The sequence below is a fragment of the Bradyrhizobium sp. 40 genome, from assembly GCF_023100925.1.
GTDB lineage: Bacteria > Pseudomonadota > Alphaproteobacteria > Rhizobiales > Xanthobacteraceae > Bradyrhizobium.
The window spans coordinates 6,303,581-6,325,077 of the sequence record NZ_CP064688.1 but is presented as its reverse complement, the minus strand read 5'-3'; the positions used below and the strand labels follow the sequence as shown (position 1 = coordinate 6,325,077).

The 21,497-nt window shown below is 64.4% G+C and carries 25 protein-coding genes and 1 riboswitch; of the genes, 9 read left to right on the top strand and 16 right to left on the bottom strand.

The window, feature by feature from the left end; genetic code table 11:
• The first annotated feature begins 7 nt into the window (after nucleotides 1-7).
• The gene (locus IVB40_RS30325) at nucleotides 8-631 is read left to right on the top strand and encodes an outer membrane protein (RefSeq protein ID WP_247817187.1); all 624 of its coding nucleotides are present in this window, start codon (nucleotides 8-10) and stop codon (nucleotides 629-631) included.
• An 86-nt stretch (nucleotides 632-717) separates the two neighbouring features.
• Here IVB40_RS30325 and IVB40_RS30320 read toward each other — a convergent pair whose 3' ends face one another.
• The 4 genes from IVB40_RS30320 to IVB40_RS30305 form a co-directional block, all read right to left on the bottom strand.
• Entirely contained in the window at nucleotides 718-933 is a 216-nt protein-coding gene (locus IVB40_RS30320; protein ID WP_007614865.1) for a cold-shock protein, read from the bottom strand.
• A gap of 249 nt (nucleotides 934-1,182) precedes the next feature.
• Entirely contained in the window at nucleotides 1,183-2,043 is an 861-nt protein-coding gene (gene rlmJ / locus IVB40_RS30315) for a 23S rRNA (adenine(2030)-N(6))-methyltransferase RlmJ (protein WP_247403900.1), read from the bottom strand.
• A 52-nt stretch (nucleotides 2,044-2,095) separates the two neighbouring features.
• Nucleotides 2,096-2,788 carry a ribonuclease T2 gene (locus IVB40_RS30310; protein WP_247817186.1) on the bottom strand — a complete coding sequence of 231 codons (693 nt, stop codon included), beginning with the start codon at nucleotides 2,786-2,788 and terminating at the stop codon, nucleotides 2,096-2,098.
• A 114-nt stretch (nucleotides 2,789-2,902) separates the two neighbouring features.
• On the bottom strand, nucleotides 2,903-3,367 hold the full coding sequence (locus IVB40_RS30305; protein WP_027565385.1) for a hypothetical protein: 465 nt from the start codon (nucleotides 3,365-3,367) through the stop codon (nucleotides 2,903-2,905).
• A gap of 182 nt (nucleotides 3,368-3,549) precedes the next feature.
• Between IVB40_RS30305 and IVB40_RS30300 the strand changes: the two genes are divergently transcribed.
• Nucleotides 3,550-3,843: a hypothetical protein gene (locus IVB40_RS30300; protein WP_027520377.1), complete on the top strand. Its 294-nt coding sequence runs from the start codon at nucleotides 3,550-3,552 to the stop codon at nucleotides 3,841-3,843.
• Nucleotides 3,844-3,885: 42 nt separating this feature from the next.
• Nucleotides 3,886-4,416: a DUF3617 family protein gene (locus IVB40_RS30295; RefSeq protein ID WP_247284451.1), complete on the top strand. Its 531-nt coding sequence runs from the start codon at nucleotides 3,886-3,888 to the stop codon at nucleotides 4,414-4,416.
• Between the two features lie 105 nt (nucleotides 4,417-4,521).
• On the opposite strand, the gene IVB40_RS30290 is transcribed toward IVB40_RS30295, so the two are convergent.
• The 3 genes from IVB40_RS30290 to IVB40_RS30280 are packed head-to-tail and all read right to left on the bottom strand — an operon-like array spanning nucleotide 4,522 to nucleotide 7,195.
• Nucleotides 4,522-5,910, bottom strand: coding sequence for an ATP-binding protein (locus tag IVB40_RS30290; RefSeq protein WP_027520375.1), 1,389 nt, complete (start codon nucleotides 5,908-5,910; stop codon nucleotides 4,522-4,524).
• Nucleotides 5,911-5,927: 17 nt separating this feature from the next.
• Complete coding sequence (locus IVB40_RS30285) at nucleotides 5,928-6,659, bottom strand: response regulator transcription factor (protein WP_018453502.1); 732 nt, start codon at nucleotides 6,657-6,659, stop codon at nucleotides 5,928-5,930.
• Nucleotides 6,656-7,195, bottom strand: a complete 540-nt coding sequence (locus IVB40_RS30280; protein WP_247817185.1) for a MarR family transcriptional regulator — start codon at nucleotides 7,193-7,195, stop codon at nucleotides 6,656-6,658. Before IVB40_RS30280 ends, IVB40_RS30285 begins: the two co-directional genes overlap by 4 nt.
• A 339-nt stretch (nucleotides 7,196-7,534) precedes the next feature.
• On the opposite strand from IVB40_RS30280, the gene IVB40_RS30275 reads away from it, so the two are divergent.
• From IVB40_RS30275 to IVB40_RS30255, 5 genes are all read left to right on the top strand, one after another.
• Nucleotides 7,535-8,617, top strand: a complete 1,083-nt coding sequence (locus IVB40_RS30275) for a branched-chain amino acid aminotransferase (protein WP_027565383.1) — start codon at nucleotides 7,535-7,537, stop codon at nucleotides 8,615-8,617.
• Between the two features lie 122 nt (nucleotides 8,618-8,739).
• Nucleotides 8,740-9,264, top strand: coding sequence for a DUF2314 domain-containing protein (locus IVB40_RS30270; protein ID WP_247284438.1), 525 nt, complete (start codon nucleotides 8,740-8,742; stop codon nucleotides 9,262-9,264).
• A gap of 50 nt (nucleotides 9,265-9,314) precedes the next feature.
• Nucleotides 9,315-10,835: a histidine--tRNA ligase gene (gene hisS, locus IVB40_RS30265; RefSeq protein ID WP_247465792.1), complete on the top strand. Its 1,521-nt coding sequence runs from the start codon at nucleotides 9,315-9,317 to the stop codon at nucleotides 10,833-10,835.
• Between the two features lie 18 nt (nucleotides 10,836-10,853).
• On the top strand, nucleotides 10,854-11,138 hold the full coding sequence (locus IVB40_RS30260) for a tautomerase family protein (RefSeq protein ID WP_256378942.1): 285 nt from the start codon (nucleotides 10,854-10,856) through the stop codon (nucleotides 11,136-11,138).
• A gap of 181 nt (nucleotides 11,139-11,319) precedes the next feature.
• Nucleotides 11,320-11,715 carry a hotdog domain-containing protein gene (locus tag IVB40_RS30255; RefSeq protein WP_247817184.1) on the top strand — a complete coding sequence of 132 codons (396 nt, stop codon included), beginning with the start codon at nucleotides 11,320-11,322 and terminating at the stop codon, nucleotides 11,713-11,715.
• A 131-nt stretch (nucleotides 11,716-11,846) separates the two neighbouring features.
• Here IVB40_RS30255 and proC read toward each other — a convergent pair whose 3' ends face one another.
• Nucleotides 11,847-12,674, bottom strand: a complete 828-nt coding sequence (gene proC, locus IVB40_RS30250) for a pyrroline-5-carboxylate reductase (protein WP_247465795.1) — start codon at nucleotides 12,672-12,674, stop codon at nucleotides 11,847-11,849.
• Between the two features lie 190 nt (nucleotides 12,675-12,864).
• The gene (locus IVB40_RS30245) at nucleotides 12,865-13,365 is read right to left on the bottom strand and encodes a YbjN domain-containing protein (RefSeq protein WP_247357974.1); all 501 of its coding nucleotides are present in this window, start codon (nucleotides 13,363-13,365) and stop codon (nucleotides 12,865-12,867) included.
• Between the two features lie 410 nt (nucleotides 13,366-13,775).
• A riboswitch (FMN riboswitch) is annotated at nucleotides 13,776-13,935 on the top strand.
• Between the two features lie 76 nt (nucleotides 13,936-14,011).
• On the opposite strand from IVB40_RS30245, the gene IVB40_RS30240 reads away from it, so the two are divergent.
• Nucleotides 14,012-14,590 carry a 6,7-dimethyl-8-ribityllumazine synthase gene (locus IVB40_RS30240; protein WP_247403882.1) on the top strand — a complete coding sequence of 193 codons (579 nt, stop codon included), beginning with the start codon at nucleotides 14,012-14,014 and terminating at the stop codon, nucleotides 14,588-14,590.
• A gap of 75 nt (nucleotides 14,591-14,665) precedes the next feature.
• On the opposite strand, the gene IVB40_RS30235 is transcribed toward IVB40_RS30240, so the two are convergent.
• The 7 genes from IVB40_RS30235 to lgt all read right to left on the bottom strand — a co-directional run bounded on the left by IVB40_RS30235 (nucleotide 14,666) and on the right by lgt (nucleotide 21,488).
• The gene (locus IVB40_RS30235) at nucleotides 14,666-15,700 is read right to left on the bottom strand and encodes an ATP-grasp domain-containing protein (RefSeq protein WP_027565376.1); all 1,035 of its coding nucleotides are present in this window, start codon (nucleotides 15,698-15,700) and stop codon (nucleotides 14,666-14,668) included.
• On the bottom strand, nucleotides 15,697-16,725 hold the full coding sequence (locus IVB40_RS30230) for a putative zinc-binding metallopeptidase (protein ID WP_247403879.1): 1,029 nt from the start codon (nucleotides 16,723-16,725) through the stop codon (nucleotides 15,697-15,699). Before IVB40_RS30230 ends, IVB40_RS30235 begins: the two co-directional genes overlap by 4 nt.
• Before the next feature lie 138 nt (nucleotides 16,726-16,863).
• Nucleotides 16,864-17,817: a ribose-phosphate pyrophosphokinase gene (locus IVB40_RS30225; protein ID WP_007596822.1), complete on the bottom strand. Its 954-nt coding sequence runs from the start codon at nucleotides 17,815-17,817 to the stop codon at nucleotides 16,864-16,866.
• A gap of 193 nt (nucleotides 17,818-18,010) precedes the next feature.
• Complete coding sequence (locus IVB40_RS30220; RefSeq protein WP_247403876.1) at nucleotides 18,011-18,625, bottom strand: hypothetical protein; 615 nt, start codon at nucleotides 18,623-18,625, stop codon at nucleotides 18,011-18,013.
• A gap of 113 nt (nucleotides 18,626-18,738) precedes the next feature.
• Nucleotides 18,739-19,506, bottom strand: a complete 768-nt coding sequence (gene pgeF / locus IVB40_RS30215) for a peptidoglycan editing factor PgeF (RefSeq protein WP_247428352.1) — start codon at nucleotides 19,504-19,506, stop codon at nucleotides 18,739-18,741.
• Nucleotides 19,503-20,621: an SAM-dependent methyltransferase gene (locus IVB40_RS30210; protein ID WP_247817183.1), complete on the bottom strand. Its 1,119-nt coding sequence runs from the start codon at nucleotides 20,619-20,621 to the stop codon at nucleotides 19,503-19,505. The genes pgeF and IVB40_RS30210 overlap by 4 nt, the downstream gene beginning before the upstream one ends.
• A gap of 21 nt (nucleotides 20,622-20,642) precedes the next feature.
• Nucleotides 20,643-21,488 (bottom strand): prolipoprotein diacylglyceryl transferase, encoded by an 846-nt coding sequence (lgt, locus tag IVB40_RS30205; protein ID WP_247817182.1) that lies wholly within the window; start codon nucleotides 21,486-21,488, stop codon nucleotides 20,643-20,645.
• Between the last annotated feature and the right edge of the window lie 9 nt (nucleotides 21,489-21,497).

Here is a 21,497-nt window from a genome sequence, read left to right as displayed (position 1 = left end):
GTATGTGATGAAGAGGCTCGTTGTGGGCGCAGCCGCGTTGGCTGCAGTCGGCTGGACGGCTTCGGCAGGGGCCGCCGATCTCAATTACGGGCAGCGTGCGCCCTACACGGTCAATCAGCCGCTCAACGCCTATAGCTGGGCCGGTCCGTATCTCGGTGCCAATCTCGGCTACGAATGGGGCTCGGTGAACAACAATCCCGCAAAACCGTCGGGCTTCGTCGGCGGGGTTCAGGCCGGCTACAATTTCCAGAACGGCCCGTGGGTGTTCGGCGTCGAGGGCGACATCCAGGCCGCTGGTGCCGACGACACCTTCGCGCCGTGGAAGTTCTCCAATCCGTGGTTCGGCACCCTGCGCGGCCGCGCGGGCTATGCCCTCAGCAACGTGCTGTTCTACGGCACGGCGGGCCTCGCCTTCGGCGAGCTGCGCGCGCAGACGTTCGGCTGGACGGAGTCGCATACCAGCGCCGGCTGGACCATCGGTGCCGGCGCGGAAGTTGGTTTCGCGCCGAACTGGAGCGCCAAGCTCGAATATCTCTACATCGATCTGTCGACGAGTCAGTTCGCGATTACAGGCGTGTCAAACGGCTATAGCGCCAGCGTTGTGCGCGCAGGCGTGAACTATCACTTCTGATACCCAAAGAAGAAAATACCGGACTACAGCCTCCCGGCCGCTCGCGGCCGGGATTTTTTTTGCGCCGGTGTTTCGCGTCGGACTCGCTAGGGAAGGATGACCAAATCGACCGCCTTCGGCCCCTTGCCCTTCTTGTCCGGTTCGACTTCGAAAGTAATACGCTGTCCTTCGGCAAGGTCCTTCAGTCCGGCCCGCTCCACAGCAGTAATATGCACGAAGACGTCGCGGCCCCCGTCGTCCGGTTTGATGAATCCGTAGCCGCGCTCACCGTTGAAAAACTTGACCGTTCCCGTCATGGCCATCGGGAAACTCCCCCTCATTGCTCCTCCGTCGTGACGCAGACGCACGTCACGACATGACCGGGCCTTACGAAGCCCGGGAGCTGGCCATCCTTGGGCAGACCATTCGGTCCGACTGGATCTTTCTTAGGCCTTCACTCCGCCGCAACCATTCGCGGAAGCGGAACGTAAAGCCAGTCACCGCAACAGCATAATACGGTTCTCTGCAGATTGACCACCGCTCCTGCATATTTTTCCCAAGATGCCGGAGTGTTACGGCCTTGGCACCTCTAATCGGAATCTGGCAGCGCCCCCCTGGCCGAGCGGCATTTCCAACTCGGGCAGGATCGTCTTGAGCTCGCCGTGCAGTGTGTAAGGGGGATTGACGATCAAGAGCCCGCTGGAGGTGAGGGCTGCGCCGTCGGCTTGTGGCGCCACGCTGAATTCGAGGCGCAGGCATTTTCCCGGCGGTTTTGCTGCGGCTGCGAGCCGCGCCACTGATTGCACCAGCGCGTCGGTGGCGCGCCGGCTCTTGGCGGGATACCAGATTACATAGATACCGGTCGGCCATTTCGCGAAAGCCGTCGAGAAGGCCTCTTCGAGCTTTTCGAACTCGTCCTTCGCCTCGAACGGGGGATCGATCAGCACGAGCCCACGCCGTTCCTTCGGCGGCACGAAAGCCGGCAGCGCCATCCAGCCGTCGAGGTCGACCACGCGGGCCTGTTCGTCGTGGCGCAGCACACCGATCAGCGCCTTGCGCGCCTTCGGCTCGAGCTCGCAGAGCAAGAGGCGATCCTGCGGCCTCAGCAGGCCGCGTGCGATCAGCGGCGAGCCCGGGTAAGCCTTGAGCTCGCCCTTCGGATTGAAGGCGCGGACGATGTCCAGATAGGGCTTGGTCAGCGCCATGGCGTCGTTCGACAGCCGCGCCTGCATCAGCCGCGCAATGCCCGTCAGCCACTCGCCGCCGCGACGCGCCTCGTCGCTTTCGAGATCGTAGAGGCCGGCGCCGGCATGGGTGTCGATGACGCGGAACGCACCCGGCTTGTCCTGGAGATAGGTGATGATGCGCGCCAGCACGATGTGCTTGATGACATCGGCGAAGCTGCCGGCATGGAAGGCGTGGCGATAATTCATGCAAGAGCACTACGCCACGTGAGGCCCTGAGCAAAGAGGCACGACGCCTGGGCTACCCACCCCGGATCGGCGGCATCGCCACCTGGTCGCGACGGCAGGCGCGGCGGTCGATCTCCTCGCAGGCGCGGAATTGCAAGTCCTTGCTGAGGCAGATGCGGACTTCCGATAGCCGCGTCCGGTTGCAGGTGATCGAGACGGCGGCATTGCTGAGGCCCGGATTGGCCTTGATGAAGGCCTCCTCCACTTCCGCCGGCGCCACGGCCTTGGCCTGCGATAGATCGAGATATTCGGCCGGAATCTTGATCGCGGCGCGCGCCTTCCGGATCGTCTCGAAATAGCTGCGGTCGGCGAGCCCCGAGCAGGTGCCGTGCTTGTCCCATTCGTTGAAGATCAGCCCCGGCGCCGGCATCAGATCGAGCATGGAGGAGACGATGCTGCGGTTCAGCCGCGGCGACGGCCGCTGGCAATATTCCGGAAAACCGTTCTCATATTGCGGCCACAAACCGTGCACCACGAAAGCGTAGGGCCGTCCGCTGCACTGGGTCTGCGAGCGGCCGCCGCGCTCCGCCGCCTCTTCGCAGAAGGAGGGCGACCACGACAGCGACAGCACATAAAAATCGAATTCGCCGGGCGTGTTCTGCCGCTTGTCCTGGGCCTTTGCGCCGCCGGCCAGTGCAGCCAGCCCGGCCGCAAGCGTCAGCGAGATCATCAGGCGGGAGAACGAGTGCAATCTGGAATGAAACATGGCGACGCCCCTCAACTAGACTGTGCAGACGAGCCTAGCAGGCGATAGGAACATTTCAAGAACAAATTTCGGGCGACCATCGTTGGGCCGCCTGATGGGTCCGGATCAGAGCAATTATTGCTTGGCGGCGCGGCAGGCCGGGTTGTAGGCCCAGTTGCGGTCGAGCCCGACCACGCACCATTCGACGCCCTGGCCGTAGCCGGCGAAGCCGCCATCCTCGACGATGGAGAAGTGCACCTTGCGCATCTTGCCGTCCGTGAGCATGGCCTCGCCGGTGCAATAGCGGCGGGGGATGTTATCCGATGCCCAAGGCCGGAACGCGGTCTCGTGAACCGCGGCGAAGCCGGTGATCTTCAACGAGGAATTCCAGAACGAGCTTTCTTTCTCCCAGAACTGGCTGGCGATCGTCGGCAGCGCCCGGTCGCATTCGGAGACGTTGCCGTCATAACGCGGCCCGCTCAGCCAGAAATTCAGCTCCAGCGGATTGGCGGCCCTGGCCTCACCGAGCGACAGCGCCCCGAACAGGAGGCCGAGCACGGCGGCAAAGCGGAGCGATTTCAGGAAGGTCGAGGCGCGCATGGATGATCCAGACAGCATGATCTGCAAGGGTCGGACGGTGCCGCGAAGGCCGGGGGAGGTCAAGTGCAGCGCGGCAACACTTGCCGACGAGTTGACCGCAATGCTGCGTTGGACCGACCATCCGTTCTTTCCACCGCCGCGCCGACACCGTAAACTGCCGCCAACCAATCGGAGTGACGGGAATGCGAATCATTGCGGCCGCGGGCCTACTTGCCTTGGGTATGATGGCGAGCCAGTCGGCGCGCGCCGATCTGCTTCCGGTGCCCCCGTTCAAGGGCAACGACACTGGCGGCATCATCGCCTATTCGATGGCAACCCAGGTCGATGCGCGGCAGGTCGCGGTCGATCACTGCGCGCGCTATGGCAAGGTCGCCAAATTCCTGGCGGTGCAGGCCTATGAGGGCGGCTACATCTCGTTCTCCTGCCGCTGGGTGCCCTATGGCGCGGCCGACCAGCCGATCCGCACACTCTACTGAGGCGCTTTCGCAACGCCGCCATCGCAGCCGGGAGCTTCCGACATGACGCGCAAACTCGCTTTGCTCGGCTCCGCACTTTGCCTCGTCTTGTCGGCAGCCAGCGCCCGCGCTGACGACCTGCCGGTGCGCAAGGCGGGCCTGTGGGAATTGAAGATGGTCAGGACCGGCACGCCGGTGCCCGAGATGACCATGCAGCACTGCACCGACGAGACCGTCGACAAGGAGATGAACAACAACATCTCCCCGATGGCGAAGCAGATCTGCGCCAAGCAGGATATCAAGAAGACCGCGACCGGCTATGTCAGCGATTCCGAGTGCAATGTCGCCGGCATCAGCACGACCTCGCATGCTGAGATCACCGGCGATTTCAATTCGGCCTATACGGTGAAGACGTCGTCGCACGCGCAAGGTGGCGCCGCCGGCGCGGCAGGCCGCGACACGACCATGCAGCTCGAAGCGAAATGGCTGGGCGCCTGCAAGCCGGACCAGAAGCCCGGCGACATCGTGATGCCCGGCGGCTTCAAGATGAACGTGCGTGACATGGACAAGCTGAAAGCGCTGTTGCCGAAGTAAGGAAGATCGTAGCCCGGATGGAGCGAAGCGAAATCCGGGACCGGTGCATCGATCGCGAAGAAAGAATCCCGGATTCGCTACGCTCCATCCGGGCTACATCACCGGTTACACCGGTATCCGCACGCTCGCTCTTAATCCGCCCATCGGGCTGTCGCCAAGGGTGATGTCGCCGCCATGCGAACGGGCGATGTCGCGGGCGATCGCGAGGCCGAGGCCCGTGCCGCCTTCATCCTGGTTGCGGGCGTTGTCCAGCCGCAGGAACGGCTTGAACACCTCTTCGCGCAAATGGGCGGGAATGCCCGGCCCGTCGTCGTCAACCGTCACGGTCAAATAACGGTGATCGCGCTGGCCGGTGATGGCGATGCTCTTGCCGTAGCGGGCGGCGTTGGTGACGAGGTTGGCAAGGCAGCGCTTGAACGAGGCCGGCTTCACCGTGACCACGGGCAGCCCGTTGAATGCGACTGTCGCCGTGTGGCCGTGGCGTTCGGCGTCGCTGCGCAGCTCCTCGAGCGCCTGGGCCATGTCGGTCGGCTGCGACTGCTCGCCGGAATCGCCGCGAGCAAACGCGAGGTAGTCCTCGAGCATCATCGACATCTCGTCGACGTCCTTGCGCATGCCCTCCATTTCGGGGCTGTCGCCGATCAGCGCCAGCTCGAGCTTGAACCGCGTCAGGATCGTGCGCAGATCGTGGCTGACGCCGGCGAGCATCGCGGTGCGCTGCTCCATCGTCCGCTCGATGCGCGACTTCATTTCGAGGAAGGCGACCGACGCGCGCCGCACCTCGCGCGCGCCGCGCGGGCGGAAATTCGGCGCCTCGCGGCCCTTGCCAAAACTCTCGGCGGCGTCGGCAAGTCGCAGGATCGGCTTGATCTGGTTGCGCAGGAATAGCACCGCGACGATCAGCAGGATCGAGGACGTTCCGACCATCCAGAACAGGAAGATCTCCGAGTTCGAGGCATAGGCGGCGCTGCGCTGCGCGAACACGCGCATCACGGCGTCGTCGAGCTGGATCCGGATCTCGACCAGATTGGAGCGGCCGACCGTGTCGATCCAGAAGGAGCGCCCGATCTGGCGGCCGAGCTGCACCGACAGCGTCTGGTCGAGCAGCGAGAAGAACGGCTTGGGTCCCGGCGGCGGCATGTCGCCGGCCGGGAGGAAATCGACGACGAGGCCCAGGCGCTGCTGCGCGATGCGGCGGATCTGGTCGCGATCCTTGTCTTGCGGATAGCCCTTGTAGACGTCGATCAGCGCGGCGATGTCCTGCACCACCGCGGCCGACAGGCGCCGTGTCACCGTGTTCCAGTGCCGCTCCATGAACACGAAGGCGACGACCGATTGCAGGATCACCATCGGCACGATCATGATCAGCAGCGCACGCGCATAAAGGCCGGTCGGCATCCAGCCCTTGAAGGCGTTGCCCATCCAGCCATTGGCGGCGGAGACGCGGCCGGCGGCGCTCTTCAAAAGCGTCAGGCCGCTATCGATCGTGCTCATCGGTGGCGCTTCACTCTTTATGGAGAGGCTACCAGCCGGTAGCCGATGCCGCGCACGGCCTGGAGGAACAGCGGATTGGCGGGATCGGTCTCGATCTTGCGCCGCAAGCGGTTGATCTGCACGTCGACGGCGCGCTCGTTGACGCTGCCATTGCCGGTTAGCGCGCTGCGCGGCACGGTCTCGCCCGGTGTCTCCGACAGGATCCGCAGCATCTCGCGCTCGCGGTCGGTCAGGTGAATGACGTCTTCGCCTTGGCGCAGTTCGCCGCGGTCCAGGTGATAGATGTACGGGCCAAACGCGATCTTCTCCACTGCAGCGGCCTGCGGCGGCGGCGCAGCGCGCTTGAGGATGTTGTTGATGCGCAGCGCAAGCTCGCGCGGCTCGAACGGCTTTGCGACGTAATCGTCGGCGCCGATCTGCAGGCCCTCGATGCGCGCTTCGGCTTCATGCCGCGCTGTCAGCATCACGATCGGCACCGAGGACGAAGTCCGGATGAAACGGGCGAGATCGAAGCCGGTCTCGCCGGGCATCATGACATCCAGGATCAAGAGGTCGAAGTGCAGGCCCAAAAGCTTGGAACGGGCGTCGCTGGCGCTGGCGGCGGTCGAGACGCGATAGCCTTCGCCGGCAAGGAAGCGCGAGAGCAGGTCGCGGATGCGGCGGTCGTCGTCAACCAGCAGGAGATGCGGAGCATCGTCGGCGGGGCGTGCCGGCGGGCGTGCGAGCGTGGCAGCGAGCGGCACGGTCACTCCTTGTCCTGATTGACGGTGGCGAAGATCGTTTCGAGCACCTTGTCGGGATCGTCGCGGTCGATCATTGCGCGCAGGAAGCGCTTGACGGTTTCGGCATCCTGCGGCGCCATCTCGGCGAGCGCCTTGGTGATGCGCGTGGTCTGGAGACCGGCGAGCTTCTGCACCAGCGCCTCGCCTTTCGGTGTCGCAAACAGCAGGCGTTGGCGGCGATCATTGTCGCCGGTCTTCTGGACGATATAGCCCTCGTCCAGGAGCTGCTTGAGCACCCGGCCGAGCGATTGCTTGGTGATGCGCAGGACGTTGAGGAGGTCGGCGACCTTGAGGCCGGGATAACGATAAACAAAGTGCATGACGCGGTGATGGGCCCGGCCGAAGCCGAACGCCTCCAGTTCCTGGTCGGGATCGCCGACGAAATCGCGATAGGCGAAGAACAGCAGTTCGATGATATCCCAGCGCAAATTGCCTCCGTCGTCTGCGGCCGGCCGCGGCCCGGCAGCGTCTTGAGAAGGAGTCGCGAAATTTATGTCAGGCATATTGACGTATCTTGGTCTCAATGTTACAAAACGATCGGCCCGTACGAAATTTTAGATCGTTTCGCGTCGGGTGGGCATCGAAGCAAGGCGGCCCCAGTGGGCCAGACAGGCGGCGACGGCCGGAGCAGATCAACCGTGCGATTGTCGAACGGCATTTCGGCAAAACATACTGGACTTCCGTCTTCCGCAAAAGCATGTCCTCGGTGACATGCTGGCCACGGAAACCGGCCGTAACAAGGCTGGCGGCGGTCCGGCCAGAAACCAATTGAGCCAGCCGGGCCCAAATCGGGGCAGGTGGGTGCCACAACGGCGCCGCTACCGGCAGCGGGAGGCAAGGACATGAGCATGAAATTCGACATCCAGCCCGCATCCAATCCGACCCCCGAGAAGGATCGGGTCGCCAAGCTGGTGGACCCCGGCTTCGGGCGGGTCTTCACCGATCACATGGCGGTGGTCCGCTACAACCAGGCCAAGGGCGGCTGGTACGAGGCGCGTGTCGAGGCCCGCGCCAATTTCCAGCTCGATCCGGCCGGCGCCGTCCTGCACTACGCCCAGGAAATTTTTGAAGGCCTCAAGGCCTACAAGCGCGACGACGGCGGCGTGAACCTGTTCCGCCCCGACGCCAATGCGCGGCGCTTCAAGGACTCGGCGGACCGCATGGCGATGGCGCAGCTTCCCGAAGACGTCTTCATCGAGGCCGTCGAGCAAATCGTGCGCATCGACCGCGCCTGGATGCCGGGCGGCGAGGGCAGCCTTTACCTGCGCCCGTTCATGATCGCGAGCGAGACCTTCCTCGGCGTCAAGCCGTCGTCCGAATACATCTTCGCGGTGATCGCCTCGCCGGTCGGCTCCTACTTCAAGGGCGGCCCCGCGCCAGTCTCGATCTGGGTGTCCGAGAACTACACGCGCGCTGCCGTCGGCGGCACCGGCGCCGTCAAATGCGGCGGCAACTATGCCGCAAGCCTGCGCGCCCAGGCCGAAGCGATCCAGCACGGCTGCGACCAAGTCGTGTTTCTCGATGCGATCGAGCGCCGCTACATCGAAGAGCTCGGCGGCATGAACGTGTTCTTCGTGTTCGACGACGGCTCGCTCTCGACGCCGCCGCTCGGCACGATCCTGCCCGGCATCACCCGCGATTCCATCATTGCGCTGGCCAAAGACGCCGGCAAAACCGTGCGCGAGGAGCCGTATTCGCTCGACCAGTGGCGCAAGGATGCGGCAAGCGGCAAGCTGAAGGAGGCGTTTGCCTGCGGCACGGCCGCCGTGATCTCGCCGATCGGCACGGTGCGCTCAGTGAGCGGCGATTTCGAGATCAGCGGCGGCGCCGCCGGCCCCGTCGCCATGGGCCTGCGCAAGCAGCTCGTCGACATCCAGTACGGCCGCACCAACGATCCGCATAACTGGATCCGCAATCTGTCTTGATTTTTGCCCTCTCTCTCTCCGCTCGCGGGGAGAGAGAGGCGCAATGAACGCGACACGATGATCGTGCGACAAAGTCCGAGACCTCGAATACCTGGACATCGAGTTTTCCGGACATTGCGATCATGACATCCACTCTTCCCCAGTCCCTGAAATGGGTCGTTCTCGCCGCAATCACCGGCGTCACCGTCTTTGGCATCCTGACCATCGGCCCCAAGCCGGACGTCTCCGCTGAGGGCCGTTCGCCCGTCGTCGACGTGCGCAACACCGATCCGGAGATGAACACCGCGATCGCGCGCGCCCGCGGCACGCTACCGACCTTCTGGGCCTCCTACGAGGCGCCGAAACCGTCGGAAACGGGGCACGCCCTGAAGGTGCACTTTTCGACCCGCAAAGGCGGTGAGCACATCTGGATGGCCGAGGTGAAGAAGCTACCCAATGGGGGCTATTCCGGCCTCTTCGCCAACGAGCCACGCGATCTGCCGGGCAAGCGGGCAGGCGACAAGGTCGAATTCACTGAAGCCGACATCTCGGACTGGATGTTCATGCGCAACGGCAAGATCGTCGGCGGCGAAACCATCAAGCCAACGCTGAAGTCGCTGCCGAAAGCGGATGCCGATGCGCTGCGGGCACGGATGGAGCAGCCGTAAGGGCCTACCCGGCAGTTGCCGCTTCGCGCGTCGGCTGGTAAATGCCGCGCATGGCCGAAAAATCCAAAAAACCCCAGAAACTGAAGGCGCGCCTGCCGCGCGGGCTCGAGGATCGCGATCCCGCCGCGATCCGGGCGACGCGCGAGATGGTGGAAAAGATCCGCACCGTCTACGAGCTCTACGGGTTCGAGCCTGTGGAAACGCCGGCGATGGAATACACCGATGCGCTCGGCAAGTTCCTGCCCGACCAGGATCGTCCGAACGAGGGCGTGTTCTCGTTCCAGGACGACGACGAGCAGTGGATCTCGCTGCGCTACGATTTGACCGCGCCGCTCGCCCGCTACGTCGGCGAGCGATACGGCACCGACGCTCTCGTGTTGCCCTACCGCAGCTACCGGGTCGGCTACGTCTTCCGCAATGAAAAGCCGGGTCCCGGTCGCTTCCGCCAGTTCATGCAGTTCGATGCGGACACGGTGGGCTCGGCAACGCCGGCGGCCGATGCCGAGATCTGCATGATGGCGGCCGACACGATGGAGGCGCTGGGCATTGCGCGCGGCTCGTATGTCGTGAAGGTGAACAACCGCAAGGTGCTCGACGGCGTTCTGGAAGCCATCGGGCTCGGCGGCGAAGAGAACGCAGCGCGCAGGCTCACCGTGCTGCGCGCAATCGACAAGCTCGATAAGTTTCCCGCCGAGGAAGTTCGCAAGCTCCTCGGTCCCGGCAGATGGGATGGAGGCGAAGAAGGCAAGGGCGACTTCACGAAGGGCGCCAATCTAAGCGCGTCGGAAGCTGACGTCGTTCTCGCCATCACCAAACCGCGCGACGATTGGAAAGAGGCCATTGCCGCGGCGGAAACCTATCTCGCCAAGAGCGAAGTCGGTCAGGCCGGCGTAAGCGAGCTGGAAGAGATCGCGAAACTGGTGACGGCGTCGGGTTACGGTGCGGATCGCATCAAGATCGACCCCTCTGTCGTGCGCGGCCTCGAATATTACACCGGCCCCGTCTACGAGGTCGAACTGCTGCTCGAGACCAGGGACGACAAGGGCCGACCGGTGCGATTCGGCTCGGTCGGCGGCGGCGGACGCTACGATGGCCTGGTCTCGCGCTTCCGCGGCGAGCCCGTGCCGGCGACCGGTTTCTCGATCGGCGTGTCGCGGCTTCAGGCCGCGCTGACGCTGCTCGGCAAGCTCGACACGAAGCCCGGGTTCGGCCCCGTCGTCGTCACCGTGTTCGACCGCGACCGCGTCGCCGACTATCAGAAGATGGTCGCATCGTTGCGAACCGCCGGCATCCGCGCCGAGCTCTATCTCGGCAATCCCAAGAACATGGGCAACCAGCTCAAATATGCCGATCGCCGCAATGCGCCCTGCGTCATCATCCAGGGCTCGGATGAAAGAGCGCGTGGCGAGGTGCAGATCAAGGATCTGATCGAGGGCGCGAAGGCGGCAGCCGCGATCGCTTCCAACCAGGAATGGCGTGAGAGCCGCCCGGCGCAGTTCTCGTGCAGCGAGGCCGATCTTGTCGCCAAAGTTCGCGAGGTGCTAGCGCGCCATGACGTGAGCTGGGGCTAGCTATTCGCTGACGCCGCCATGCCCGGGCTTGTCCCGGGCATCCGCCTCCTGTTTGATGGCGCCCGTCAATGGCCGGTGTTCGGCCCAAGGGAGAGAAAAATGCCTGAGATCACTGTCAGCATGGCCGAAGGCCGCACCGACGAGCAGAAGGCCGGCATGATGCGCGACATCACCCAGGCGCTGGTGAAGAATCTCGGCGTCGATGCCGACGCCGTCGTCATCCAGATCAATGAAGCCCCGCTCCGCCACAAGATGAAGGGCGGCAAGACGTTCGTGGAGCGCGCGGCGGCTGCGAAGAAGTAGCCCGCGCTCTAGCTGCAAACGCAACTGTCGTCCTGGCGAAAGCCAGGACCCATTACCCCAAGCGGCAGTTGTCACGGCGGGTCGTGGTTTAGGCCGCTCATGACAATGTTCAGTCGGGTAATGGGTCCTGGATCGGCGCTTCGCTTCGCTGCGCTTGTCCAGGACGACGGGGGGAGGCCCCATGGACGCACGCGACTTCATCAAGGTCGGCATGAGCGCCGAGCGCACGCTGGTGGTGCCGGTGGAGCGCACGGTCGGGCATTTCGTGCCCGGCATGCCGATGGTCTATGCGACGCCGATGATGATTCTGGAAATGGAGATGACGTCGTGCGATGCGATTCGTGCGGCGCTTCAGCCCGGCTGGGTCACCGTCGGCACCGAGGTCGATATCCGCCATCTTGCAGCAGCCCTTGTCGGCGCGACGGTGCGGACTACCGCGAAGGTCATTGCGGTAGAGCGCCGCGTCATCCGCTTCGAGGTCGAGGCCTTCGAGGGCACGCGAAAACTCGGCGAAGGCCGCCACGCGCGCGGGCTCGTCAATGTAGCGATGTTCAACAAGCGGCTGGGGACGACGTAGCAGCCGCTTGCTCTGCCCTCATCCTGAGGAGACCGCGCAGCGGTCGTCTCGAAGGATCGCCACAGGCGAGAGCCGGGCCTGCATGGTTCGAGACGGCCCTTCGCGCTCCTCACCATGAGGGGATAGCTTCCTTACTTCGCCAATTCCTTCGACCGCTGCGTCGCCGCCGCGATCGCGCGGATCATCAGATCGCGCAGGCCTGGTTCGCCCATCAGCACGCCGAGTGCCGCGGCCGTGGTGCCGCCGGGCGAGGTGACGTTCTGGCGTAGCGTGCCGGAGGCAAGCTCCGACTGGTGGAGAAGTTCACCCGAGCCGGCGACGGTTTCGCGCGCGAGTTTCGTTGCCAGCGCCTCGGGCAAGCCCGCCTCGACACCGGCGCGCGCGAGTTCTTCGGCCAGCAAGAACACATAGGCCGGGCCCGAGCCGGACACCGCGGTCACCGCGTCCATCAGGCTCTCATCGTCGACCCATTCGACCGAGCCGGTGGCGCGTAGCAGCGCATCGGCCACAGCGCGTTGCTGTGCGCTGACGTTGTTCGCGGCGACAGCCACCGTGATGCCGCGACCGATCGCGGCCGGCGTGTTCGGCATCGCGCGCACCACCGCGCCGCCGCAGACCTCTTCGAGCGAGGCGATCGTGGTTCCCGCCATGATCGACACGACCGAGGTCTTGTCGGAGAGGAATGGCTTCAGCTTGGCGCCGGCCTCGCGGAACATTTGCGGCTTCACCGCGACGATCAGCGTCTCGACCTGGCCTGCCGTCGTCACATCAGGATTGAGCGCAACCCCCTTGGCGGCAAGTGCGGTGATCTCGGCCGAGATGTGTGGATCAATCACCGCGACGCGGCGCGGATCGAGCCCGCCCGAAAGCCATCCGGTCAGCATCGCGCCGCCCATCTTGCCGGCGCCGGCGAGCAGGATAGTGCCGGTGATGTTTTCGAGAGTGCCGTTGCTCGTCATAGCCGTTACCACAAACTCAGTGTCGTCCCGGCCTAGTGCGCAATTGCGCACGGAGGGCCGGGACCCATAACCACAACCGGTTTTAGTGGATGGAGGTGTTGGCAACAAGCAGCGTGCCACAAGCGAAATCACGCGGTATGGGTCCCGGCCCCCCGTGCGCAATGCGCACTAGGCCGGGACGACAAGAAAACTACGCCTCGCCCACCGTGTCGAACATCGCCGCGTCCATGGCTTCCGACGTGGACTTGCCCGCCCACACCACGAACTGGAACGCCGGGAAATAGCGCTCGCAGGCGTGGATGGCGCCGGCGAGCATGGCTTCGCATTGCCCGGTGGAGGCGGTGAGCCCGCCCGGCAGCACGAGGGCCTGCCGGTGCATGATCATGCCGGTGGTCGTCCACAGGTCGAAGTGCCCGACCCACAACTGCTCGTTGACGGCGGCGACGAGCCGCTGCACCTCCGGTCGCCGCGCAACCGGAATCTTCATGTCGAACGCGCAGGCCAGATGCAGCGCCTCGATCTCGCCCATCCAGGTGAAGGAGATCTGGTAGTCGGTCCATTGTCCCTTGGAGACAATCGTGAGTTCGTCTTCGCCGGAGCGTTCGAACGGCCAGTTGTTGCTGGCAGCGATATCCTCGACCACCGCGAGCGGATGGTTTTTGGAATCGATAGTGCCTTCGAGCAGGGACATGCCGTCTCGACCTCTTGCCTTTTTGTTGTCTTTGATACGCACGCGGTTGGTCCGGCGCGCGCTCCCTTAATATTGGTAAGGCGATCCGTTCGGATCAGCGCGGGCTTGTCGCGGATCAACTGATGTGATTTGCGGAATCTGCGCAACTGGCTGCCGAGTCCGTCCACAAGTCAGGACTCGTTCGTCCACAGCTCATCTCCGCCACAATTATTAACGCGGGGGAGGCCGAGCCGGACGGAAAAGAACAAACCGGAATCGGATTCGCCGATAGCCCTCCAATCGTTAATTCCGCCCCGTACGGACTGGACCACTATAGCGGCATGGGACCATGCGGTTTTCCCATGCGGAACCCGCTTGCCGCGGCCCCCAACCGGCGTCATATTTCGGTCAGGCCGTTCATTCCGGGCGGCCGATGTTCTCAGGGCGGGGTGAAAGTCCCCACCGGCGGTAAGGGCCGTAAGGCCTAAGCCCGCGAGCGCCTTCCTCAAAGTCTGTTGCTGAGGGGAAGGGTCAGCAGATTCGGTGCAACTCCGAGGCCGACGGTTAAAGTCCGGATGAAAGAGAACGGTCGGTGGCAGACGCATCGCAGGATGCGGCTGTTTGTCGTTCCGTGTGCCCTGATTCTGGTCCTTAACTGAGGAAAGCCATGAATCAGATGTTGCAAGATACCCAAGTCCAAACTTCCAAAGCCGAAACATCCCAACCAACCCAAACGCCACCGCCGGTTCCACACGAGCCGGCGCCCGACCATCCGCGCTTCGCGAAACCGCAGCGGGTGGCCTTCGTGCAGGCCTGCTGGCACCGCGACGTGGTCGAGGAGGCCCGTATCGCCTTCGTGAAGGAGGCAGAAGCGCGCCACCTCAATCACGTCGACGTGTTCGAGGTGCCGGGCTCGTTCGAGATCCCGCTGCATGCGCAGATCCTCGCCAAGACACGGCGCTACACCGCGATCGTCGCGGCCGGCCTCGTCGTCGACGGCGGCATCTACCGCCATGAGTTCGTGGCCGACACCGTGATCAAGGCGTTGATGGACGTGCAGCTGCGCACGGAGGTGCCCGTGTTCTCCGCGGTGCTGACGCCGCAGCAATTCCACGAGACCGAGGTGCACTACGATTTCTTCCGCAGGCATTTTGCGATCAAGGGCGTCGAGGTGGCGGCCGCCTGCGCGGAGACGTTGCTCGGGCTCGAACGCCTGCGCGGCCAGGTCGCCGCGGGAATCGTGTAACGCAGCGCAACGACCATCCCTCATCCCGAGGGGCGCGAAGCGCGTCTCGAAGGATGAGGGGCGATCGTCGCGTCATCACCCCAGTGACACTCCTGCCTTGGCGCGGCTGATCCCGAGGGCCAGGATGCGCTGCAGGAGAGCCGGATATTTGAGCCCGTCATGTAGAGCGGCCGTCGCGAACTCCTGGCTCTTGGCGATCTCGGGATTGGGATTGGCTTCGATGAAATACGGCGTGCCGTCGGCGGTGAGACGAAAATCGATGCGCGCGTAACCGTCGAGGCCAAGCGCCCGGTAGATGCGTTTCGCGGCTCGCTGGATCCTGGCGGTCACTTCCGGCGCCAGATCCTTCGCAGGCCCGTCGACGATGCCGACCTTCTCCTGATAGTCGGTGTCGTGCTTGGCCTTCTCAGTGGCGATATGCCGTGACGAGCGGCCGCCCATGCTGCCGAATTTCAACTCCCAGATCGGCAGAACACGTAAGCGGTTGTTGCCGAGCACGCCGACGTAAAGCTCTCGCCCCTCGATGAACTGCTCGGCGATGGCGGCGGATTCGACCCGCTCGTGGATGAAGGCAACCCGCTCGGCCAGCTTTTCGTCGGTGTCGACGATCGAGGCTTGCGAGATGCCGAACGAGCCATCCATGTTCAGGCTCTTGACGATCAGCGGCAGCGCAAGACGCGTCGGGCGTTTCACTTTGCGGCGCATCGGGAAGACAGCGAAGGCCGGCGCGGCGATCCGGCGGTGATGCACCAGCGTCTTGGACAGATCCTTGCCGCGGGCCAGGGTCAGGCCGCGCGGATTGCACCCGGTATAAGGGACCTTCATCAGTTCGAGATAGCTCGCGATGTGCTGGTCGAAGGCGACGTTGTTGTGGAATTCCTCCAGCAACGTGAAAACCACGTGCGGCTTGAACTCCTCGATCGCCTCGCGCACCGGCCTGATTTCCTCCTGCGCGCCGAGCGGTCGAACCTCGTGGCCGGCGGCACGCAAGGTGCTCACCACGTCGTACTCGGTTTTCCACGCATTGATCTCCTGCGGGCTGTATCCGTCGGAGGAGTCCGGAGGCAGGAAGTCCGGATGCATGAGAACCAGAATGCGCAGACGTCTCATAGCGCGATCCATTTTCGTCGAGACGGGCCAAACATCGTGTGCATCGTCTTGGCGGTCACGAGGACGATGAAGTCGAGAACGAGCTTCTGTTCAGGGCCGACGGCACGCAGATCGAGCTCGCGACAGCGAGAGATCATCTCGTCAAGCACGGCATCGAGCGTAAGCTGATTCTCGCCGGTCCATCGCGAGACCAATTGCCTGATCTGGGAGCGGTGGCGCCTGATCAGGGCCGAAGCCGGCTTTGAGCGGTGATGCCGTGGATCGGCTGAAAACAGCCGGGAGAGATCGCGGTCGTAGGTCTTGGGGGGTGTGAAGGCGTAGAACGCCTGCTTCTTCTTGTAGTGCTCTTCGAGCGTCTGGCTGAGCCGACCCAGCGTATCGACACGCTCCCGAGTCGCGATCGGCGGCCGCTTTCCCGCGATCTCGCCCATCAGCTCGTCGACATATTCGAGCTTCTTCAGCGCCGGCCAACCAGCATATCGCGTCCGCCAGTTCGAACGGGGCCGCAGCCACACCGCAAAGGTCTCGGCGAAATCCTCGTCCGGATGGCTCTGCGCATACCACAGCCGCAGATGCTGGACGTAACGCCTGCTCGCCGGATTGGGCCGGTAGTAGCGCGGGTAGTGTTTCGACGACGGGCCGAACAGCTGTTGCCAGCGCCGCCGGCGCTGCAGCTGGTAACCGTGCTGGATCGCGTGGCCCGCTTCGTGACGGAGGATGGCCATGCACTCGCGCCATGTTCCGCCCTCGACGTCGAACATCATCTTCTTCTCGAGCTTCATCAGGCGGGGATGAGCGAGATAGAACGGAATGGCGATGCCGGGAACGCCGCCCGGACTGAACCATTCGCTCGACATCCAGGTGTGCGGCCGCAGCCGGATATCCCGTTCTTCCAGCTCCTCATAGAGCGTGCTGACGCAATCCTCGAGCCAGGTGCCTTCGACCGTAACCCTCAGGCTGGAGAGGCGTTGCTTGAGCAACTCGTCATCCGACAGCTTCTCCCAGGCAAATTTCCGGCGTGGCATCGGGCATCCAGAGGGCAGAGATGACTCGGGATTCGGATGATGTCATGGGCGGTCGTTGGCAACAACCCGGGGGCTGCCTCGTAAGGGACGTAGACGCTCGCACTCCCTGTCCCTGCAAGCGGGGCAAGGTAAGAAACCTCAGTCGAACAGGCTCGACACCGACTCTTCCGCCGCGGTGCGCGCGATCGCGTCGGAGATCAGGCTGGCGATCGGCAGCGTGCGGATGTTCGGCGCCTTACTCACCGCCTCGGTCGGCAGGATCGAGTCGGTGATCACCAGCTCCTTCAGCCTGGAGTTTGTGATCCGGGCGGCCGCGCCGCCGGAGAGCACGCCGTGGGTGATGTAGGCGTAGACGTCCTTGGCGCCCTTGGCGATCAGCGCGTCGGCGGCGTTCACCAGCGTGCCGCCGGAGTCCACGATGTCGTCGATCAGGATGCAGGTGTAGCCGGCGACGTCACCGATCACGTTCATGACCTCGGATTCACCCGCCCTCTCGCGGCGCTTGTCGACGATCGCGAGCGGGGTGTTGATGCGCTTGGCGAGGCCGCGTGCGCGCGCCACGCCGCCGACGTCGGGTGAGATCACCATCGTCCTGGAGAGGTCGAACTTGTCCTTGATGTCGCGCACCATCAGCGGCGCGGCGTAGAGGTTGTCGGTCGGGATGTCGAAGAAGCCCTGGATCTGGCCGGCATGCAGGTCGAGCGTCATGACGCGGTCGACGCCGGCCTGCGTGATCAGATTGGCGACGAGTTTTGCCGAGATCGGCGTGCGCGAACCCGATTTGCGGTCCTGCCGGGCGTAGCCGAAATAGGGCAGCACAGCGGTGATGCGGCGCGCCGAGGAGCGGCGCAGTGCGTCGGTGATGATCAGCAATTCCATCAAATGGTCGTTCGCCGGGAACGAGGTCGACTGGATGACGAAGGCATCCGAGCCGCGCACGTTCTCCTGGATCTCGACGAAGATCTCCATGTCGGCGAAGCGCCGTACCACCGCTTTGGTCAGCGGCAGGTCGAGACCTTGCGCGATGGCCTGCGCGAGAGCCGGATTGGAGTTGCCGGCGACGAGCTTGATGGAGCCGTTCTTGGCCGACATGGACGCTTCCTCCCGCGCTTTGCTGGACACGATGTTCAACATCAAACAATACCCACTGGAAGCACGGTTACGACGGGCGAGGAAATATCAGGCCGGGGGCTGCAATGGCAACCCGGGACGCTACGTTTTCCCTGCGAAATCCCGAGTCCGGCCAACGGTTTGGCCGGAAATTGGGGCCGTGGTTTCGCGGGGGTTATCGCTCGGCATAGCCCAGCGCCGAGGCCGGCATCTCGGCCGCCGGAGCCTCCGGGATCACGCTCGCCACGGCCGGCCCGCGCAAGCCGGGAGCCGAGTTCGGCGCATCCGGCGTGCCGTTGATCATGTTGGAAAGTCCGCTGAATCCGGCCTGGGCGATCTTCCGCAGCACGAGGTCGTCGGCCGCGCTCCAAGGATCGCGGCCGCCCTTGGCCGCGGTCGGTTCCTCGCCGGAAAGGCGCAGCGCCCGCTGCTGGTTGGCGTCGTAGACGTCCCAGACCCAGGCGATCACGGTCTTGCCGCGCACGATCTGGGCGGAGAGGTAGCTGCGCACGCGGTAGGCAGCCGTCCCCTCGCGGGAGACCACGGACAGGCTGCGCAGCTTGGATTCGGTGTCGAGCACGCCGACCATGCGGTCGAACACTTGTGGTGGCGGCCCGTCGATCGATTCGAACGCCACTGTCGCGCCGGAGCCGGCGCTCGGCGCCATCGCATAGGAGTTCGCGGCACCACCGCCACCGGCACAGCCGCCAAGCGCGGTCGCAGCCGTCAGCAGCATGACCGCCAGCACGCGCGAACCCGCGCGGCGCAAGATGAATGACGCGTCCCTCATTATGGAGGGCAGCGATATCGTTAAAATCGATTAAGGTCTAGGGCGGGTGCGCCACAGGCCACTGTCATCGCGCGCAGGCATCGCCCCGGAATGACACGGGGTTGCCCTTGTGTTCACGCTTCGAGCGCGATCGCGTGAACGTGGCGGCCGTAATCCGGCTCCTTGCGATGCACCGAGCGGCGGTAGCTGAAGAAGCGTTCGTCGGCGTAGGTGTCCAGACCGAGATCGTCGATCATCAGGATGCCCGCGGCTTCCAGACGCCTGCGGATAAAGCCGGCGAGGTCGAACATCGCGTGGCTTTCGCGCACCGACGGGATGAAGAACATGGCGTTGTCCGCATCCGCCTCGATGAAGCGCGCCACGAACTCGTTGCCGACTTCATAACTGTCCTGGCGGATCAGCGGGCCGATCGCGGCGATGATGCCGCTGCGCGAGGCGCCGAGTTTTTCCATCGCTGAAATGGTCTGCTCCAGTACGCCGGTGAGCGCGCCCTTCCAGCCGGCATGAGCGCCCCCGATCACGCCCGCCTCGGAATCGACGAACAGCACCGGCCCGCAATCGGCGGTGGAGACGCCGAGCGCAATGCCGGGCACCTTCGTCACCAGCGCATCGCCCTTGGGCCGCGGCCCGCTCGGCCACGGAGCGTCGGCCACGAGCACGTCGGGCGAATGGATCTGGTGCAGGCTGAGAAAGCGTTCCGGCGCGACGCCGACATGCTCGGCCATGCGACGGCGGTTCTCCGCGACAAGGGCCTGATCGTCGTTGGAGCCGAGCCCGCCGTTCAGCGCGGAATAGATGCCGCCCGAGACGCCGCCCTCCCGGGTGAAGAAGGCGTGGCGCAGGCCCGGCACCGCCGACAGCAGCGAGGAGGCAACCGTCATGAACCGTCTCCGGCGCGTTCGAGATCGCTGAGGCCCGCAAGCCCCGTCAACCGCGGCTCGGAGATGCCGAGCACCTTGAACATCGAACCCATGCCGCTGCGCCCGGTTTCAGTCAGTCGCTTGAGCGCGATTGAAATGTCGGTGGCGACGTCGAGCGCCGCCTTCTGCATCAACGCGCCTGCACGGGTCTCGATGCCGACGCGTTTGAGGAAATCGCCCTGGGTCACCGGCCCGTGCACGCGGGCGCCGACGTCCTCCGCCCCGCGCGCGAGCGCCTGGAAGTCGACATGGGCCGTGACGTCGGCCTGGCCCGGCGCCTTCAGGGGATCGGTGAAGGTGTGGCGCGCGATCGCCTGGAAGGTGTCGCCGGCATCGCTGCGCAGATGGCCGTAATCGATGATCAGCGCGGCGCCGTCCTGGTCGCGCACGCGGCTGGCGAGCTTCATGATCTCCGCATCTGGCCGCCATTCGAACACGGCCCCGACGGGCGCGGCGCGCACCAGAGGCGGCAGCAGCACCTCGAAGCGCGGCGTCGGCTCGGCCGCCGCGCCGAATTGAAGTTTTCCGTTGGCGTCGACCTCGATCACGCGCTCGTGCCAGCCGTTCTCGTGACGGACCATCTGGTGGATCGGCAGCACGTCGAAATATTCGTTGGCGAGGATGATGCTCGGTCCCTCGGGCACGTCGTCGATGCTGTCGTGCCAGGCGATGTTGCGGACGCCCGACAGCGTCGCACTCTGCCGCTCGCGCAGGACCGGATTGACTTCGACCATGTGGATATGGAGCGCCTGATAGAGCGGCGGCAGCACGCGGAGCGCACGCAGCGCATCCGCCATCATGGTGCCGCGGCCGGGACCGAGTTCGATCAGCCGCAGGAATTGCGGCGAGCCCATCTGCTTCCACACCGAGGCGGTCCACAGGCCCAGGAGTTCGCCGAACATCTGGCTGACCTCCGGCGCGGTGGTGAAGTCGCCTTCTCGTCCCAACGGATCGCGCGAGACGTAATAGCCATAGCGCGGATGCATCAGGCACAGTTCCATGTACCGCCAGACCGGCATGGGGCCTGAGGATTTGATCAGCGCCTTGATCTCGTCGAGTAACGGCTGGTCGGTCACGGCCTATCTTCTCAAAAGGAATTAACGAATAGCCCCTGCGGGCTCGGGCGCACCGCGCCTCACTGCCAATACAATAAGTACGAGGCCGACAATAAGCATCGGGATCGACAACAGCATGCCCATGGTTAATCCGCCCCAGAGGAAGCCGAGCTGGACGTCCGGTTCGCGGAAATGCTCGCCGGCGATCCGGCTCAGACCATAGATCAGGATGAAGGCGCCGAGGATCATGCCCGGCCGCTTCAGGGCGCCGAAGCGGATCATGATTGCAAGCACCGTGAACAGCAAAATGCCCTCCATGCCGGCTTCGTAGAGCTGGCTCGGATGGCGCGGCAGCTGGGTGGGATCAGTGGGGAAGATCATCGCCCAGGGCAGCTCCGGGTCGGTGGCGCGGCCCCACAATTCGCCGTTGATGAAATTGGCGATGCGACCGAGCAGCAGCCCGACCGGAGCAACGGCGGTGGTGATGTCGCCGAGCGACAGGATCGAGATGCGGTTGCGATAGGCGAACCACATCACCGCGACGACGCAGCCGAGGAAGCCGCCGTGGAAGGACATGCCGCCTTCCCACAGCCTGAAGATCGCGGCGGGATGGTCGATGAAGAAGGGCAGATTGTAGAACAGCACATAGCCGGTGCGGCCGCCGAGGATGATGCCGAGCGTGACCCACAGGATGAAGTCGTCGATCTGCAGCAGCGACATCGGCGCCGGGCCGCCCCACAGCCGCTCCTTCTTCAGGAGCGAGCGCGCATAGAGCCAGCCGAACACGATGCCGCAGATATAGGCCAGCGCATACCAGCGGATCGCGAACGGGCCGATCTCCATCGCGATCGGCTTGAAGGCGGGAAAGTCGATGAGCAGAAAGGGCATCGCGCCTTC